Below are 17,386 nucleotides of genomic sequence, written 5' to 3'. Positions count from 1 at the left end.
TTACATTCCGAACCCGGAAGCTAAGCCCTCCAGCGCCGATGGTACTGCACTCGTGAGGGTGTGGGAGAGTAGGACGCCGCCGGACAATCTTCCAGTCGAGGGCCGCCCCATCCGGGTCGGCCCTCGACTGCGTAGCGCCATTGGTGGCGCAATCAGGAAGGATGTACCTGTGAGTTCAGGACCGCAGGGCGGAGACCGTCCCCGTCGATACGAAGACCGTACTGACGGCGCGGGCGGACGCGACCGCGGCTCGCGCCGCGATGACCGAGACCGGCCCCCGTACCGGGGAGACCGCGACAGCAGCGGCGGCACCCGCGGCGGTTACGCCGGCGGCCGCGACTCGGGGTCCCGTGGTGGTGACCGGGACAGCTCGCGTTCCAGCGCCCCGCGTGAGGGCGGTTACCGGGGTGGCGACCGGGACGGTTCGCGTTCGAGCGCCCCGCGTGAGGGTGGCTTCCGCGGTGGCGACCGCCGTGAGGGTGGCTTCCGGGGTGGCGACCGGGACGGTTCGCGTTCGAGCGCCCCGCGTGAGGGTGGCTTCCGTGGTGGCGACCGGGACGGTTCGCGTTCGAGCGCCCCGCGTGAGGGTGGCTTCCGTGGTGGCGACCGCGAGGGTGGTTTCCGCGCTGGCGACCGTCGTGAGGGCGGCTACCAGGGCGGCGATCGCAACCGTTCCGGATCTTCCCGCGAGGGTGGTTTCCGGGGCGGCGACCGCGATGGTTCGCGTTCGAGCGCCCCGCGTGAGGGTGGCTTCCGTGGCGGTGACCGCCGTGAGGGTGGTTTCCGCGGCGGTGACCGCGAGGGCGGCTTCCGCGGTGGCGACCGTGATGGTTCGCGTTCGAGCGCCCCGCGTGAGGGCGGCTTCCGCGGTGGCGACCGCGAGGGTAGTTTCCGCGGTGGTGACCGTCGTGAGGGTGGTTTCCGCAGTGGTGACCGGGACGGTGCCCGTTCCAGCGGCCCGCGTGAGGGTGGTTTCCGCGGTGGCGACCGTGAAGGTGGCTTCCGTGGTGGTGACCGCGAGGGTGGCTTCCGTGGCGGTGACCGTCGCGAGGGTGGCTTCCGCGGTGGTGACCGCGAGGGTGGCTTCCGTGGCGGTGACCGGGACGGCTCCCGGCCGAGTGGGCCGCGTGACGGCGCACCCCGCGAGGGCGGCTTCCGTGGCGGTGACCGTCGCGAGGGTGGCTTCCGCGGTGGTGACCGTCGTGAGGGTGGTTTCCGCGGTGGTGACCGGGACGGTGCCCGTTCCAGCGGCCCGCGTGAGGGTGGCTTCCGTGGCGGTGACCGCGAGGGTGGCTTCCGTGGCGGTGACCGTCGTGAGGGTGGTTTCCGTGGCGGTGACCGCGAGGGTGGCTTCCGCGGCGGTGACCGTCGTGAGGGTGGTTTCCGCGGTGGTGACCGGGACGGTGCCCGTTCCAGCGGCCCGCGCGAGGGTGGCTTCCGCGGCGGTGACCGTCGCGAAGGCGGCGCGTCTCGTGAGGGCGGCTTCCGCGGTGGTGACCGTCGTGAGGGTGGTTTCCGTGGCGGTGACCGCGAGGGTGGCTTCCGCGGTGGTGACCGGGACGGTGCCCGTTCCAGCGGCCCGCGTGAGGGTGGCTTCCGCGGCGGTGACCGTCGCGAGGGTGGCTTCCGCGGTGGTGACCGTCGCGAAGGTGGCTTCCGTGGCGGTGACCGAGACGGCTCCCGGCCGAGTGGGCCCCGTGAGGGCGGCGGCTACCGTGGTGGCGACCGCGAGGGCGGCTACCGGGGCGGTGACCGGGCGGGCGCTTCCCGGGCCGACGATCGGCCGCGTCGCGAGGGCGAGTTCCGTCGCGACGACCGTGCCGGCGGCTCCGACTCGTACGCCGGTCCGCGCAACTCTGGCCCGGCCCTGCCGGACGACATTGTCGCGACCGATCTCGACAAGGACGTTCGCGCTGAGCTGCTCTCGTTGAACAAGCCGGTCGCCGAGACGGTGGCCCGGCATCTGGTGGCGACGGGTCAGCTGATTGACGAGGACCCGGCCGAGGCGCTGGCGCACGCGCTGGCCGCCCGGCGGCTCGCGTCACGCATCTCCGCTGTCCGTGAGGCCGTGGGCCTGGCTGCGTACCACGCGGGGGAGTGGCAGTCGGCGATCGCCGAGCTGCGCACGTACCACCGGATGAGTGGTCTGCAGAGCCACCTGGCTGTGCTCGCCGACTGTGAGCGGGCGCTCGGCCGGCCGGAGCGGGCCATTGACCTGTTCCGCGGCGCGGACCGGGAGAAGTTGGACCAGGCGGTCGCGATCGAGCTGCTCATCGTCGCTGCGGGCGCCCGGGGTGACCTCGGGCAGAAGGACGCCGCGGTGGCGATGCTCCAGGTGCCGGACCTCACCAGCGAGGCCACCGTGCCGTGGACGGCTCGGCTGCGGTACGCGTACGCCGACGCGCTGCTCGCCGTGGGCCGGCGCGAGGAAGCCCGCGAGTGGTTCTCCCGTGCCGCTGACGTGGACACCGAGGGCGAGACGGACGCCGCCGAGCGGCTGCTGGAACTCGACGGCGTGGTCATCGAGGGCGACGACGAGGACGAAGCCGCCGAGGAGATCGCCGCGGGCCCGGGCACTCCGGGGGCGGTTCCGGCCGAACCGGACGCCGACCTGACCGGCGCGAACGAGGACGACCGCGACGACGAAGACGACCGCGACGACGAAGACGACCGCGATGACGAGGACGACCGCGACATCGAGGACGACGACGAAGACGACGAAGACGACGAAGACGAGGACGACGAGAACGAGGACGACGAGGACTTCGACGACGACGAGCCCGACGGTGTCGTCGGCCGGGCCGGCGGCGACGACTTCGTCGGCGAGGACGAGGACCGTCACCCGGACGAGGCCGGCAACGCCGGTGCGGGCGTCGCTGTCGATGACAGTCTGCCGTCCGGCGCCCCGGTCGACGCCGACGCAGCCGCCCCGGTCCGGGGCGACGAGTCGGAGCCGACGCAGCGGTGAACGCGGGCGCGGGGGAGCGGCTGGTCGACGGGTACACCCTTGTCGTTTTTGATCTGGACGGGGTGATCTACCTGATCGACCGGCCGATCCCCGGTGCCGTCGAGGCCGTAGCCCGGCTGCACGAGGAGGGGCGGGCGGTGGCGTACGCCACGAACAACGCGTCCCGCCGGTCCAGCGAGGTCGCCGACCTGCTTACCGGAATGGGTGTGCCGGCCAAGCCGGAGGAGGTGCTCACCTCCGCGGCGGCCTCGGCCGAACTCCTGCGGGATCGGCTGCCCGCCGGCGCGCCGGTGCTCGTGGTCGGGGCGGAGGCGCTCCGTGCCGAGCTGCGCGCGGTTGGCCTGACCCCGGTCAGCAAGGCCGACGAGAACCCGGCCGCGGTGGTGCAGGGGTACGGCCCCCAGGTCGGTTGGGCCGAACTGGCCGAAGCGTCGATCGCGGTGCGCTCCGGCGCGCTCTGGATCGCCACCAACACCGACCGGACGCTGCCCAGTGGCCGAGGTCCGCTACCCGGCAACGGGTCGCTTGTGGCGGTACTGCGGACGGCGCTGGAGCGGGACCCGGACGTGGTGGTCGGCAAACCGGAGTCGGCGCTGTTCGAGACCGCCGATCGGCGTGCCGGAGGTGGCCGGAGCCTGGTGGTGGGTGACCGGTTGGACACCGACATCGAGGGTGCCCGCCGGGCCGGGCTGGACAGCCTGCTCGTACTGACCGGCGTCAGCGGCGTACCGGATCTGCTGGCCGCCGCTCCGCAGCGGCGTCCCACGTACGTGGCGAGGGACCTGGCGGGGCTCTTCGACCCGGCGGACGCCGTGCGGGTCCCGGGTGCGGCGGACGCTGGCGGCTGGTCCGTGACCGATCGCGACGGCACGCTGGAACTGACCGGCTCCGGGCGACCACTGGACGCGCTGGCGGCGCTCTGCGCGGTGGCCTGGGCGGCACCGGAGCCGGCGTTGCCGAAGATCCGCCCGATCGGCCCGGACGCGGCGCATGCGGTGGAGAGCTTCGGCCTGGCCGCCGCTGCCTGACCCCGGGTCGGGCGACCGGGTTCGTCAGAGCAGTTTGCGCAGCTTCAGCAGGTCGAACGGGTTGGCCTTGATCGACACCCGGCGGGAGGTCACCGCGCTGGTGACGTCCAGGTCACCGCGGACCAGGGCGAGCAGGTCGTCGCTTGACGTGCTCAGCGCGATCTTGGCCTTGGGGTCGTCGCCGTCGGTCAACTCGACAAGCCGACCGCCGGTGATCCGGCCGTGGAACGCGGTGTCCAGATCGGTGATCCGGCAGGCCAGTGTCCGGTCCAGGTCGATCCGTTCGCGCACCGTCTCGGCATTGCGATCCAGCCGGGCGGCCAGCTCCTGCAAAGCCTGCCGGCACTCGTCCACGCTGGCCACATCGCCCCCTCGTTGATCGCCACGCCGTCCTCGGCACCGTACCGCACGGCACAGTCCGGGGTCCCCGGTAGCGTGACACCTGCACACCCCGCCCCGTGGAAGGACTCAGGCATGCAGGACGCGTGGCGCGCCTACCTCGAACTGGCCATGGGCCTCGCGGAAGCGCCCCGGAAAAAGGCCCAGGACGTTGCACGTCGGCTCGTCGGCTCCGGCGGCGCGACCGCCGCTCAGCTCCAGGCCCTCGGCGAGGAACTGGTCACCACAGGTGCCGCCAACCGCGAGGCGTTGACCAAGCTGGTCCGTTTCGAGGTCGACCGGGCCCTTGGCGCGGTCGGGCTGGCCACCGCCGACGAGGTGGCCGAGCTGACCCGACGGGTGCACGACCTGGAACGGCAACTCCGCGAGGCGCGCACCGCGGAGCCGGGCACCGCGGAGCCGGGCACCGTGCCACCCACCGTGCCGACCGCCGCCGCGTCGACCGCCGCCGCCGAACCGGCGCAGGTCGACCCCACGCTTGCCGCGCCTCCCGGCGCAGGGCTGGTGCCCACCGACTCCCCGGCGGGTGCCCCGGTGGCCAAGAAGGCCGTCGCGAAGAAGGCCGTGGCGAAGAAGGCAATCGCGAAGAAGGCCGTCGCCGGGAAGCCGCAAGCGGGCATCAACGCCGCCGACGAGGCCCCCACGCCCGCGGACATGCCGGCCAAGAAGGCGGTCCGCAAGCAGCCTCCGGACGACGCCGAATGAGCCAGCCCGGTGCACCGGCCGGCGGCCCGTTCCCGGCCCGTCCCGGCCCGCCGCCCGGTGGCGCGGCCCGTCCCGGCCCGCCGGTGGGTGGTGCTGCGCGGCCCGGCCCGGCGGTGGGTGGCGCGGCCCGTCCCGGCCCGCCGGTGGGTGGTGCTGCGCGGCCCGGCCCGCCGGTGGGTGGTGCTGCGCGGCCCGGCCCGGCGGTGGGTGCTCCGCCCGGCCCACCGCCCGACGGCGGCGACGACGCGGCGCGGCATCCGGCCGTGGACGCCGCGGTGCGGGCCATTGCCAACGCGGCGACGCTGGCCCCGGCCGATCAGATCGCACAGTACGAGGCGGCCTACGAGACGCTGCGCGAAACCCTCGCCACCATCGACCAGACCTGAGTGCGACGACCAGGCCTGAGCAGACCGGAGAACCACCAATGGCACGTCGTAACCGGCTGGACGCCGAACTCGTCCGCCGCGGTCTGGCCCGCTCCCGGGAGCAGGCCGGCGCGCTTGTCGAGGCCGGCCGCGTCCAGCTGCGGGGGGTCGTCGCGCGCAAGGCCGCCGCGATGGTCGACCCCGCCGACCCGCTGCTGGTGACCGGCGAGGACCCGACCGAGGAGTACGTCTCCCGCGGCGGGCACAAGCTCGCGGGCGCGCTTGCCGCGTTCGGTGCCGGCGGGCTGCGCGTCGCCGGCCGGCGCTGCCTGGACGCCGGCGCGTCGACAGGTGGCTTCACCGACGTGCTGCTGCGCGCCGACGCCGCCGAGGTGGTGGCCGTGGACGTCGGCTACGGGCAGCTCGCCTGGTCGCTGCGCACGGATGAGCGGGTCCGCGTCCTGGAGCGCACAAATGTTCGTACCCTCGATCCGGACACGATCGGCGGGCCGGTCGACCTCACGGTCGCGGACCTGTCGTTCATCTCGCTGCGGCTGGTGTTGCCGGCGCTGGCCGGCTGCACCCGGGACGACGGTGACCTGGCGCTGATGGTCAAGCCGCAGTTCGAGGTCGGCAAGGACCGGGTCGGCGCTGGTGGTGTGGTCCGCGACCCGGAGTTGCGCGCCGAAGCGGTGCTTGACGTGGCGGCGGCTGCCGCGCGGCTCGGCCTCGGGCTGGCCGACGTGGCGGCCAGCCCGCTGCCCGGGCCGAGCGGCAACGTGGAGTTCTTCGTATGGTTGCGCCGGGGCGCGCCACCGGCCGACCCGCAGCGGGTACGGACGGTGGTGGCGGCCGGGCCGGACGGCCCGACGGCCGGCGACGTGCCGGACGTGGCGGCGGAGGAGGTCGCAGGGTGAACGCGTGCAGCGAGAGCACCGCGATGGCCCACTGTGGTGGCGGGCCGACTGTGGCGCGCCGCCGCCTCGGTGCGGACGGGCGGGTGGCCCGATGAGCCGGACCGCGCTGCTGGTGACCCACACCGGCCGACGGCGTAGCACCGAGCACGCCCGGTCGGTCGCCGCCGACCTGATCGCCGCGGGTTTCGAGGTACGGGTGGTCGCCGACGAAGCCGACGACCTCGACCTGCCCGGCGTGGTGCCGGTCGCCGGCCCGCAGGCCGCCGAGGGCGCCGAGATCGTCTTCGCGCTCGGTGGGGACGGTACCTTCCTGCGCGCCGCCGAACTGGCCCGGCCGGCGAAGGCGCCGCTGCTCGGCATCAACCTCGGCAAGGTCGGTTTCCTGGCCGAGGCGGAGATCGACGACCTGGACAGCGCGGTCCGGGATGTCGTCGGTCGCAACTACACGGTCCATGAGCGGCTCACCCTGGACGTGACAGCCGAGTTCGACGGTGGGCCGACGATCGAGTCCTGGGCGCTCAACGAGATCAGCATCGAGAAGGGCGAGCGGGCGCAGATGCTCGAACTGCTCGTCGACGTGGACGGGCGGCCGCTGTCCCGCTACGGCTGCGACGGTGTCGTCTGCGCCACCCCCACCGGCTCCACCGCGTACGCGTTCTCCGGGGGCGGCCCGGTGGTCTGGCCGGAGGTGGAGGCGCTGCTCCTGGTGCCGATCAGCGCGCACGCGCTGTTCAGCCGCCCGTTGGTCACCGCCCCGACGTCCACCTTCGTGATCACCGTTGACCCGTTCACCACCCTCGCCGTGCTGTCCTGCGACGGGCGGCGGGTCTACGACCTGCCCCCCGGTGCCCGGGTGACGGTGCGTCGAGGTGCCCTGCCGGTGCGCATCGTGCGGTTGCGGGCCCGCCCGTTCACCGATCGGCTGGTCGCCAAGTTCGGCCTTCCCGTGCACGGGTGGCGCGGCAGCCGCCGGTGACGACGGCGTACACCGTCGGTGGACGACGGTTGTCCACCTGACGACATGTCGCCGCTGCGGCGGCTGGCGACTAGTGACCTGGTGACAGGCTCCGACGCAGACTCCGATCGGCCCTCATCCACGGATGGCGGGCCTGGAGGAGTAGAGGAGCACATCGCATGCACTGGTCCCCCCGCTGGCTCGCCGTCGGCGCGGTCGGCGCGTTGGTGGTCGGCCTCGCCGCACCGGCGTCCGCCGACCCGTCCGCCCGGCCCACCAACCCGAAACCGGGCACGCCCACCTCGGGCGCCGCGCCCGTTCGGATCACCCTGATCACCGGCGACCAGGTCGACCTGCTGCGGGCGGCACCCGGCCGGGTCACCGCCAGCGTCCGCCCCGGTCCCGGCCGCAACCGGGTCACCTTCCAGACGGTGCAGGTCGACGGCGGGTTGCGCGTACTGCCCAGCGACGTCATGCCGTACCTGTCCGCGGGGGTGCTCGATCCCCACCTGTTCGACGTGCAGGAGTTGGCCGCCGACGGCTATGGCGACGCCGCGCAGGGCGACCTGCCGCTCATCGTGCGGTACCAGGAGCCGGCCGCCGGCCGGGTCCGGCCGCTCGCCGGCAGCACCGACGCCCGCCCCCTGGCGAGCATCAACGGCGCGGCGCTGCGGATCGGCAAGGGTGACCTCGGCGGCCTGTGGAGCACGCTCGCCGGCTCGCCGAACACCCGACGCACGACCGCCGAGCCCCGACTGGGCAGCGGCATCGCCCGGATCTGGTTGGACGGGAAGGTCCACCCGGCGCTTGAGCACAGCGTGCCGCAGATCGGCGCCCCGGCGGCCTGGGCGGCCGGCCGGGACGGCACCGGCGTGAAGGTGGCGGTGCTCGACACCGGCGTCGACGCGACCCACCCCGACCTGGCCGGTCGGATCGCCGAGGCGCGGGACTTCTCCGGCCTGGGCAGCCCCCGCGACGGGCACGGCCACGGCACCCACGTGGCGTCGACGATCGCCGGCAGCGGCGCGGCGTCCGGTGGTCTACGCAAGGGCGTCGCTCCCGGCGCGCAGTTGCTGATCGGCAAGGTGCTCGACGACAGCGGCTCCGGCTCCGACTCGTCGATCATCGCGGGGATGGAGTGGGCCGCCCACTCCGGTGCGAAGGTGGTGAGCATGAGCCTCGGCGGATCCCCGACCGACGGCACCGACCCGATGAGCCAGGCCGTCAACGAGTTGACCGCCGAGACCGGGGCGCTGTTCGTGGTCGCGGCTGGCAACGAAGGCGCGGCGCGTACCGTCGGCGCTCCGGGCGCGGCCGCCGCGGCGCTTACCGTCGGCGCGGTGGACCGCGACGACAACCTGGCGTCGTTCTCCAGTCGGGGCCCGCGGCTCGGTGACAACGGCCTGAAGCCGGAGATCACCGCGCCGGGCGTCGGCATCGTCGCGGCGCGGGCCGCCGGCACCAGCATGGGTACGCCGGTGGGCGACTCCTACACGACCGCGAACGGCACCTCGATGGCCACCCCGCACGTGTCCGGAGCGGCGGCGATCCTGGCGCAGGAGCACCCCGACTGGACCGCCGGCATGCTCAAGGACGCGCTGGTGAGCACCACGAAGGCGAACCCGGCGCTTACCGTCTTCGAGCAGGGCGGCGGCCGGGTAGATGTGGCCCGGGCGTTCGGCCAGCGGGTGTACGCGTCGGGCACCGCCGACTTCGGTCGGCTCAGCACCGGCGGTGCGGTCGCCGAGCGGGCCGTGACGTACACGAACGGCAGCACGACGCCGCAGACCCTGCGGTTGGCAGTGGAGTTGCGCAACCTGGACACCGGCGCGGCCGAGGCCGACGGGGTCGCCCTGGGCGGCACCGAGGTGACAGTGCCGGCCGGCGGCAGCGTCGCCGTGCCGCTGCGCGCCGACCCGGCGAAGCTGGACCGTGGTCTGCACGGCGGGTGGCTGGTGGCCACCGGCGCGGACGGCGTCGCGGTGCGCACCGCTGTCGCGCTCACCCTCAGCGGCCCGCTGCACACCGTGACCGTGCGGGCGCTCGACCTGCAGGGCCAGCCGGGATTCGCGTCGGTGCTCACCCTCTTCGGCGAGCAGCCCGAATCGGACTGGCTCGGCTGGGTCGGCGGTGAGGTGCAACTGCAGGTAGAGGAGGGCCCGTACCTGCTCGAGGCGCTCATCGAGCACGGTGCCCCGCTGGACGAGCAGATCACCCTGGTCACCGACCCGGAGTTGCTTGTCGACCGGGACCTCACCGTGGTGCTCGACCCGCGCAAGGGCACCCCGGTGCGGATCGAGACGCCGAAGCCCGCCGAGCAGCAGGCGACGATCAGCTTCTACGAGCACCGGGTCTTCGGCAACGGCCGGCAGGTCGACCACGGGGTGATGACCTTCAGCACCATCCAACAGGTGAACGTCACCCCGACCCGCCCGGTGCGCGCCGGCGAGTTCGAGTTCTCGTCGCGCTGGCAGCTTGTCGCGCCGATGGTGGACGCGAAGGTCAGTGGAGTGTCCGGTCCGCTCGACATCAACCTGATGGGCTACTCACCGGCGCCGTCGGACCGGCAGCGGCTGCCGCTGGTCTGGGCCGGCACCGGCACCCCCGCCGAGCTGGCCCGGGTCCGTGGCGCCGCGGCGCTGCTCACCACCAGCCCGGACGCCTCGGAAGAGGAGCAGATCGCCGCGGCGGCAGCCGCCGGCGCGAAGGTGGCGCTCATCGTCCGCCCGGCCGACCAGAGCGCGTGGACGTCCTGGACCCCGCTGGGCGACCGGCTGCCCATCCCGGCGCTGGCCGTGGCGTACGACGACGGGCAGCAGGTGATCGCGGCGGCCCGGAAGGGCCGCACGACGCTGGACCTGACGTTGACGGTGCAGAGTCCCTACCTGTACGACGTGTGGCAGGTCTCGAAGGGACGGGTCCCGGAGCGGATCATCCACAAGGTCACCGCGCAGAACACCGCCGAGGTGACCGCCAGCTACGCGGGTGTCGGCGGCGAGTGGGCAAGCGAGCAGCGCTTCGGTTGGCGGCCGTGGCAGGAGACCTCCTGGAACGACAACCAGCGGCTGGTACGTGCCGGCAGCACCCGGCAGGAGTTCGTCAGCGCCGACGGTTCCTGGTGGCAGCACCAGGTCATGCACAAGATCACGTTCATGGGCGACGGGCGGTTGACCGGTGGTCTGGCCGAGCAGCCCCGGCGGTACTCCGCTGCCGACCGGGTGAGCGAGACCTGGCACGCCCCGGTGATCCGGCCGGCCGTGCCGGCCGGCGGCGCGGTGCCGGTGCCCACGCGTACCGGGGACACGCTGGACCTGCGGGTGCCGGAGTTCGTCGATGCCGAGGGGCACTACGGCCCGGCCGGGGGCAGTGAGGAGTCGGACACCGTCGAGGTCCGGGTCAGCCGGGACGGGAAGCCGCTCGCCGACCTGTCCGGCGGGTGGGCCCCGGTGCCCACCACCGCGGCGCGGGCCCGCTACCGGCTGGAGCTGAGCACGAAACGGTCCTCGGCCGAGTGGGCCTACGCCACCCGGACCGACACGGCCTGGGAGTTCACCTCGGCCCGACCGGCGGGCGACGCCGCCACCCCGTTGTCGCTGTTGCAGGTCGACTACCGGGTGCCGGCCGACCTGCTCGGCACGGTGCCGGGCAACCGGCCACACAAGGTGGGCGTGACGCTGCGCCAGCCGGCCGGGGTGCCCGCGCCGACCGGCACCAGCGTCCGGGTGCAGGTCTCCTTCGACGGGGGCGTCACCTGGCGGAACGCGCCGACCTCGGGGTCGGGCACCCGGTACACGGCGACCGTGCCGGCGGGGCGTGGCACGGTGTCGCTGCGGGTGCACGCCACGGACCGGGCCGGGAACAGCGTCGAGCAGACGGTGCTCCAGGCGTACGGGCTGCGCTGACCTGATCCGGGCGGGGCGGCTCAGCCGTCCCGCCCGGTGGGGGCCCGCCGTCCGTCGACGGCGGCCCCCGCCGGGTCAGAGCCAGCCGCGTCGGGCGACCTGGAACGCCAACCCGGGGCGGGTGTCCACCCCGGCGGCGGACATCAGGTCGGCGATCCGCCGTTGCACGGTCCGCCGGCTCACCCCGAGCTGGGAGGCGATGGACTTGTCCGGTACGCCGGCCACGAACAGCGACAGCAGCCGCGCCTCGTCGGCGTCCGGCTGATAACCGTCGCACTGGTGGTCGGTGGGATCCGGGCGCCGCGCGTCGGGTGTCGCGGCGGCGAGCGGATCGTCGAGCCGCAACCGGGTGGCCACCCGCCAGTGGCTCTCGAAGAGGGCGAGCAGCGCGTCGAGCAGTTGACTGCGGCCGATCACTGCGGCGCTCGGTTCGCCGCCGTCGCGGTCGGGCACCAGCGGGCAGATGGCGATGCGGGCGTCCACGATGGCCAGTCGGACCGGCAGCCGGTCCAGGACCCGGGCCTGCTCCCCGGCGGCGACACCCTTGGCCAGGTCGGCCAACGCGCCCGGTTCCAGCAGCAGGTCACGCTCGTAGATGGCCCGGTAGCTCACCCCTCGGGCGAGCGCGTCGAACTCCTCCACGTTCTCCGGGCCGGCCATGGCGAGGGGGTTGGCGCGGCAGAACCAGAGCACCTCGGTACGTGCCGCGTTCTGCAGATCGCGCAGCCGGTCCCGGAGCACCCGGGCGCCGGCGATCACCTCGACGAGGTGGTCGACGTGGTGCCTGCGCAACCCGGACCGGTACTCCTCGGCCAGCTGGGTGACCCGTCGGCGGGCCGCCTCCAGGTCCTCCTGGCGGCGCAGGAGCGTCCCGCCGAGGGCGACGTCCGGGGCGGTCGGGCGCAGCGGCGCGTCCGGGTCGTCGTCGGTGGGCTGCACCAGGCCCTTGGCGCGCAGCGCGCCGACCTGGGCGACGACCTGGTCGCGGGGTCGGTTCAACCGGCGAACCAACTCGTCGATGCGGGCCGTGGTGAGCTGCAGCAGGCAGCGGTAGAGCTCCTCCTCAGCCGTGGTCAGGCCGATCACATCCAACACGGGGCAGAACTGTACGGCGGCCGGGTGGCGGCCTCACCCGGGCCCGTCGGCTGGTCAACTGTCGGGCCTCGCGTCTACTGTCGGTGGCTGTGCTGGAAGAGCTGCGCATCACCGGACTGGGCGTCATCGAGGACACCACGCTGCCGTTGACCGGCGGCATGAACGTCATCACCGGCGAGACCGGTGCGGGCAAGACCATGGTGGTGACCGGCCTCGGCCTGCTCTTCGGAGGTCGGGCCGACGCCGGGCGGGTCCGCGCCCAACCCGGGCGGGCGGTGGTCGAGGGACGGTTGCGCCTGGACGGGCGGGTCGCCGACGCCGTGCACGCGCGGATCACCGAGGCCGGTGGCGAGCCCGACGAGGACGGCTCGGTGCTGCTGAGTCGCACTGTCACGGTGGAGGGGCGCTCCCGCGCCCACGTCGGTGGCCGGAGCATGCCGGTGTCGATGCTCGGTGAGGTCGGCGAGCAGGCGGTGGCCGTGCACGGCCAGTCCGACCAGCTGCGGCTGCTGCGCCCGGCCGAGCAGCGCGCCGCGCTGGACCGCTTCGCCGGGCCCGCGCACGAGAAGCTGCTCGACGCGCTGCGCGAGGCGTACACCGGGTGGCGTCGGGTGGTCGACGACCTGGCCGACCGGCGGCGCAACGCCCGCGAGCGCAACCAGGAGGCCGACCTGCTGCGGCTGGGCCTCGACGAGATCACCCGGGTCGACCCACAGCCGGGTGAGGACGACGAGCTGAAGACCGAGGCGCAGCGGCTGGAGCACGCCGAGGGGCTGCGCACTGCCGCGCAGATCGCCCAGCAGTGCGTCGCCGGTGGTGTGGAGGCCACCGACGAGGCCCCGGACGCGGCGGCGCTGCTCGGCACCGCCCGGCGGACCCTGGAGGCGCAGTCCGGCACCGACCCGGCGCTGGGTGAGCTGGCGGCCCGCCTGGAGGAGGCGGCCACGCTCGTCACCGACGTGTCGGCGGAGCTGTCGGCGTACCTGGCGACGCTCGACGCGGACCCGGCCCGGTTGCAGCACGTCTACGAGCGGCGGGCGGCGCTGCGCGCCCTGACCCGCAAGTACGCCGACGATGTCGACGGGGTGATCGCCTGGGCCGATCGGGCCCGCACCCGACTGTCCGACCTGGACACCTCCGACGATCTGCTCGACGAGTTGGAGCGGGACGGCCAGCGGCTCGCCGTCGAGGTGGCCGATCTGGCCGGGCGGGTGTCCACCTCCCGGCAGGAGGCGGCGATCCGCTTCGCCGACCAGGTCACCGTCGAGCTGGCCGGGTTGGCCATGCCGCACGCGCGGATCGAGGTGGCGGTGCTGCCCCGCCCGGCTGGTCGCGCCGAGCCGACGCTGTCGGTGAACGGTGTCGAGGTGGGGGTCACCGCGGACGGCGGTGACGAGGTGGAGCTGCGGTTGCTGGCCCACCCGGGCGCTCCGTCGTTGCCGTTGCAGCGGGGCGCGTCCGGCGGTGAGTTGTCCCGGGTGATGCTCGCCATCGAGGTCGTCTTCGCCGGCTCTGGCGGCCCGCCCACGCTGGTCTTCGACGAGGTGGACGCGGGCGTCGGCGGCCAGGCGGCGGTCGAGATCGGCCGCCGGTTGGCCCGGCTGGCCCGCAGCCACCAGGTGTTGGTGGTCACGCACCTGCCGCAGGTGGCCGCGTTCGCCGACCGGCACCTGGTGGTGGCGAAGGACACCGGCGGCGCGGTGACGACAAGCGGGGTGCGGGTGGTGGAGGACACCGAGCGCGCCCGGGAGTTGGCCCGGATGCTTGCCGGTTTGCCCGATTCAGATTTGGGTATCGCCCACGCCGAGGAGCTTTTGGCAGTGGCCGCCAAGGAAAGGCGGTTGTGACGCCGCGTATTGTGAGCGCAAGCACACCGGCTTGTGCCGGTGTGTGCTTCCCTGGGTAGGCGGCCCTGCTCAGGCATGTCGCGACAGAAAAGCCTGCCTCACATGCCAGGATGGTCACGATGCGTCTACCCACGTTGCGCCGGAACCGGAACTCCGAACCGGGCAGAGTCCTCGGCACCGCGCGCCTTGATCGCCGGACAAAACGCCTGGTCGGTCGGCTGCGCCCCGGCGACATCGCGGTCATCGACCACGTCGACCTGGATCGGGTGGCGGCCGATTCGCTGGTCGCGGTCGGCGTCGCCGCGGTGCTCAACGCCAAGCCCTCGGTCTCCGGCCGTTACCCGAACCTCGGCCCGGAGGTGCTTGTCGCCGCCGGCATTCCGCTCCTCGACGACCTCGGGGAGGGCGTCTTCGAGCAGATCCGCGAGGGCGACCAGGTGCGCATCGAGGGCAACACGGTCTTCGCCGGTGACGAGCCGGTGGCCCACGGCAGCCTGCAGGACGCCGAGTCGGTCGCCAAGGCGATGGCCGATGCCCGGGAGGGACTGTCGGTGCAGTTGGAGGCGTTCGCCGCCAACACCATGGACTACCTCCGTCAGGAGCGCGACCTGCTGCTCGACGGGGTGGGTGTGCCCGACATCGAGACCCAGATCCAGGGGCGGCACTGCCTGATCGTGGTGCGCGGCTACGACTACAAGGCCGACCTGGACGTGCTGCGGCCGTACATCCGGGAGTTCAAGCCGGTGCTCATCGGCGTCGACGGCGGGGCCGACGCGCTCGTCGAGGCCGGGTACACCCCGGACATGATCATCGGGGACATGGATTCGGTCACCGACGACGTGCTGCGCTGCGGTGCCGAGGTGATCGTGCACGCGTACCCGGACGGGCGGGCCCCCGGTCTGCCCCGGGTCAACGGCCTCGGCGTGCCGGCGATCACCTTCCCGGCCGCGGCGACAAGCGAAGACCTGGCCATGTTGCTCGCCGACGAGAAGGGCGCCTCGCTGCTGGTCGCGGTCGGCACCCACGCCACACTTGTCGAGTTCCTCGACAAGGGGCGCGGCGGGATGGCCTCGACCTTCCTGACCCGGCTGAAGGTCGGCGGCAAGCTTGTCGACGCCAAGGGGGTGAGCCGGCTCTACCGGCAGAGCATCTCCGGGTCCTCGCTGCTGTTGCTGGTGCTGTCGGCGATCGCGGCGATGGCGTCCGCGGTGGCTGTCTCGACAGTCGGGAAGGCGTACCTCGGCGTGGTCGCCGAGTGGTGGGACAATTTCGTGTTCCAGCTGTACCGGCTCTTCTAGTTCCCGACCGATCAAGAGGCTGCAAGCGTGATCAACTTCCGCTACCACGTGGTGTCCCTCACCGCGGTGTTCCTGGCTCTGGCGATCGGCCTGGTGGTCGGCACAGCCGCCCTCAACGGTCCGGTCGCCGACTCGCTCAAGGAGCAGGTCACCGGGCTGCGCAAGGACAACCAGCAGTTGCGTCAGCAGGTCAACAGCATGGAGAAGCAGCTCGGTCTGGAAGAGGAGTTCGCCGAGGAGATCTCCCAGGTCTTCCTGCCCGGCACCCTCACCGGGCGCCGGGTCGTGGTGCTCGGCCTGCCCAACGGGCGCAACCACACCGAGGGCGTGCTCAAGAAGCTCCAGCAGGCCGGCGCCACCATCACCGGTCAGGTCGACCTGCAGGACAAGTTCATCAACCCGGACAACAACTCCAACCTGTTGGAGCTGGCCGTCACCGCGGCCCGCCCGACCGCGCAGACCACTGGCCTGCCGGGCAACGGGCACGGCGTGGAAACCTCAAGTGCGCTGCTGGCAAGCGTCCTGCTGGACCGGTCCCAGGGCGTCGCGCCGGTGAGCGACGCCGACCGGCGGGCGGTGCTCGCCGCCTACAACAACGCTGGCTACCTGACCACCGACAGCAACAAGGTGACCGCCTCGGCGGAGGCCGTCGTCGTGGTCAGCGGCCAGCCGTACGTCGACAAGGACTCCGACAAGCGGGACGAGTCGGTCGTCAAGATCGCCGAGCAGTTCGACCGGACCGGGGCGATAGTGGTGGCCGGCAACGGCTCCGCCGGTGGCAACCTGGTTTCCGTGGTCCGCGGTGACCCGGTGCTCTCCCAGACCATCTCCACCGTCGACAACGCCAACACCGTGCAGGGCCAACTGGTCACCGCCCTCGCCCTGGTGCAGCAGCTCACCGAGAAGAAGGCCGGCCAGTACGGCGTCGGCGACAACGCCGCCTCCGGCCTGTTGCCTAGACTGCCCCAGTGAGCGAACGACGTACCCCCGTGTCCGTAACCGACGCCGGCGCGAGCCGGCGGTCCCGCAGGGCGGCGGCGTGAGCACGCTGGGCCGGCTGCTGATCGCCGGCGCCGGTGCCGCGGCGGCCCGGTACGCGCTGCGCGAGGTGCGCATCTCCCCGGCCGGGCCGGCGCTCGAGCGCACCAACTTCCGGGGCCGCACGGTGACCCTGGCCGCCGGCCCGGCGCTCGCCGCCGGGGCGACAGCCGTCGGCGCGTTCGGTGCCACAAGCGGCGCCTCCGGTGCGGCCACCCTGGTCGCCGGGCTCGGCGCTGGTGGCGTCGGCCTGTACGACGACGTGGTCGGCGCGCGGCCGGAGCAGAAGGCGGCAAAGGGCTTCGCCGGTCACCTCGCCGCACTGCGGGCGGGCCGGATCACCGCCGGGCTGGTCAAGGTCGTCGGAGTGGGCGCCGCCGGGCTGGGTGCCGCCGCGCTGCTCGCCGCCGACCCCCGGGTCGCCGCGCACCCCCGCCGGCAGCGGCACGGCGCGTTCGGCCGCGGCGTCGACGTGCTGCTCGGCGCCGGCGTGATCGCCGGCACCGCCAATCTGCTCAATCTGCTCGACCTGCGGCCGGGCCGCGCCCTCAAGTCCGGGCTGCTGCTCGCGGCGCCGCTCACCGGCGGCCCGCACGGCGGGATCGCGGCCGGCGCGGCCGGTGCCGCCGCCGGCCTGCTCCGCGACGACCTGGCCGAGGACGTGATGCTCGGCGACAGCGGCGCGAACGCGCTCGGGGCGCTGCTCGGCGTCGCGCTCGCCGCCCGCAGCGGCCCGCTCGGGCGGGCCGGTCTGCTCGCGCTGCTCGCCGGCCTCACCGCCACCAGCGAGAAGGTCAGCTTCACGGCGGTGATCCAGCGGACCCCGGGGCTGCGGGAGCTCGACGCACTGGGCCGGCGCGCCGACTGAC

At 73.5% G+C, this 17,386-nt stretch carries 14 protein-coding genes and 1 rRNA gene; 12 read left to right on the top strand and 3 right to left on the bottom strand.

Going from position 1 to position 17,386, the window contains the following annotated elements; genetic code table 11:
* A 5S ribosomal RNA gene (gene rrf, locus AB0B86_RS28270) occupies positions 1-85 on the top strand; the annotation flags it as partial.
* Positions 86-175: 90 nt separating this feature from the next.
* Here rrf and AB0B86_RS28265 read toward each other — a convergent pair.
* Complete coding sequence (locus AB0B86_RS28265) at positions 176-1,963, bottom strand: hypothetical protein (protein WP_357420144.1); 1,788 nt, start codon at positions 1,961-1,963, stop codon at positions 176-178.
* Between AB0B86_RS28265 and AB0B86_RS28260 the strand changes: the two genes are divergently transcribed.
* A complete protein-coding gene (locus tag AB0B86_RS28260) occupies positions 1,952-2,968 on the top strand; it encodes a hypothetical protein (protein WP_357409997.1) in 1,017 nt (338 codons plus the stop codon). The genes AB0B86_RS28265 and AB0B86_RS28260 overlap by 12 nt on opposite strands.
* Entirely contained in the window at positions 2,965-3,996 is a 1,032-nt protein-coding gene (locus AB0B86_RS28255) for an HAD-IIA family hydrolase (protein ID WP_357409982.1), read from the top strand. The genes AB0B86_RS28260 and AB0B86_RS28255 overlap by 4 nt, the downstream gene beginning before the upstream one ends.
* Before the next feature lie 24 nt (positions 3,997-4,020).
* On the opposite strand, the gene AB0B86_RS28250 is transcribed toward AB0B86_RS28255, so the two are convergent.
* The gene (locus tag AB0B86_RS28250) at positions 4,021-4,359 is read right to left on the bottom strand and encodes an SCP2 sterol-binding domain-containing protein (protein ID WP_088947517.1); all 339 of its coding nucleotides are present in this window, start codon (positions 4,357-4,359) and stop codon (positions 4,021-4,023) included.
* 111 nt (positions 4,360-4,470) lie between these two features.
* Here AB0B86_RS28250 and AB0B86_RS28245 point away from each other — a divergent pair, with 111 nt between their 5' ends.
* From AB0B86_RS28245 to AB0B86_RS28225, 5 genes are all read left to right on the top strand, one after another.
* Entirely contained in the window at positions 4,471-5,100 is a 630-nt protein-coding gene (locus AB0B86_RS28245) for a hypothetical protein (protein ID WP_357409980.1), read from the top strand.
* Positions 5,101-5,183: 83 nt separating this feature from the next.
* On the top strand, positions 5,184-5,486 hold the full coding sequence (locus AB0B86_RS28240) for a hypothetical protein (protein ID WP_357420148.1): 303 nt from the start codon (positions 5,184-5,186) through the stop codon (positions 5,484-5,486).
* A gap of 38 nt (positions 5,487-5,524) precedes the next feature.
* On the top strand, positions 5,525-6,382 hold the full coding sequence (locus tag AB0B86_RS28235) for a TlyA family RNA methyltransferase (protein ID WP_357409976.1): 858 nt from the start codon (positions 5,525-5,527) through the stop codon (positions 6,380-6,382).
* Positions 6,383-6,473: 91 nt separating this feature from the next.
* Positions 6,474-7,358: an NAD kinase gene (locus AB0B86_RS28230; RefSeq protein WP_357409974.1), complete on the top strand. Its 885-nt coding sequence runs from the start codon at positions 6,474-6,476 to the stop codon at positions 7,356-7,358.
* A gap of 158 nt (positions 7,359-7,516) precedes the next feature.
* A complete protein-coding gene (locus AB0B86_RS28225) occupies positions 7,517-11,239 on the top strand; it encodes a S8 family serine peptidase (protein ID WP_357420143.1) in 3,723 nt (1,240 codons plus the stop codon).
* 75 nt (positions 11,240-11,314) lie between these two features.
* Here the strand turns inward: AB0B86_RS28225 and AB0B86_RS28220 are convergent, their stop codons facing one another.
* Positions 11,315-12,334, bottom strand: coding sequence for a helix-turn-helix domain-containing protein (locus AB0B86_RS28220; protein WP_357409970.1), 1,020 nt, complete (start codon positions 12,332-12,334; stop codon positions 11,315-11,317).
* Positions 12,335-12,423: 89 nt separating this feature from the next.
* Here AB0B86_RS28220 and recN point away from each other — a divergent pair, with 89 nt between their 5' ends.
* The 4 genes from recN (at position 12,424) to AB0B86_RS28200 (ending at position 17,385) form a co-directional block, all read left to right on the top strand.
* Positions 12,424-14,181, top strand: coding sequence for a DNA repair protein RecN (gene recN / locus AB0B86_RS28215; protein ID WP_357420147.1), 1,758 nt, complete (start codon positions 12,424-12,426; stop codon positions 14,179-14,181).
* Positions 14,182-14,300: 119 nt separating this feature from the next.
* Entirely contained in the window at positions 14,301-15,479 is a 1,179-nt protein-coding gene (gene steA / locus AB0B86_RS28210; protein ID WP_357409968.1) for a putative cytokinetic ring protein SteA, read from the top strand.
* 27 nt (positions 15,480-15,506) lie between these two features.
* Positions 15,507-16,451 (top strand): copper transporter, encoded by a 945-nt coding sequence (locus AB0B86_RS28205; RefSeq protein WP_357409966.1) that lies wholly within the window; start codon positions 15,507-15,509, stop codon positions 16,449-16,451.
* Positions 16,452-16,518: 67 nt separating this feature from the next.
* Positions 16,519-17,385 carry a hypothetical protein gene (locus AB0B86_RS28200; protein WP_357409964.1) on the top strand — a complete coding sequence of 289 codons (867 nt, stop codon included), beginning with the start codon at positions 16,519-16,521 and terminating at the stop codon, positions 17,383-17,385.
* Position 17,386 lies beyond the last annotated feature (1 nt).

This window comes from Micromonospora sp. NPDC049047 (genome assembly GCF_040649135.1).
Classification (GTDB): domain Bacteria; phylum Actinomycetota; class Actinomycetes; order Mycobacteriales; family Micromonosporaceae; genus Micromonospora.
Note: the sequence above shows the minus strand (reverse complement) of the source record. Positions and strands in the feature narration are given on the sequence as shown.

Excerpts from the sequence above, each read along its gene's own strand:
- AB0B86_RS28265 (WP_357420144.1), bottom strand. The coding sequence starts at position 1,963 with ATGCCGGGCCACCGTCTCGGCGACCGGCTTGTTCAACGAGAGCAGCTC.
- AB0B86_RS28245 (WP_357409980.1), top strand. The coding sequence starts at position 4,471 with ATGCAGGACGCGTGGCGCGCCTACCTCGAACTGGCCATGGGCCTCGCG.
- AB0B86_RS28235 (WP_357409976.1), top strand. The coding sequence starts at position 5,525 with ATGGCACGTCGTAACCGGCTGGACGCCGAACTCGTCCGCCGCGGTCTG.
- AB0B86_RS28230 (WP_357409974.1), top strand. The coding sequence starts at position 6,474 with ATGAGCCGGACCGCGCTGCTGGTGACCCACACCGGCCGACGGCGTAGC.
- AB0B86_RS28225 (WP_357420143.1), top strand. The coding sequence starts at position 7,517 with ATGCACTGGTCCCCCCGCTGGCTCGCCGTCGGCGCGGTCGGCGCGTTG.
- steA (WP_357409968.1), top strand. The coding sequence starts at position 14,301 with ATGCGTCTACCCACGTTGCGCCGGAACCGGAACTCCGAACCGGGCAGA.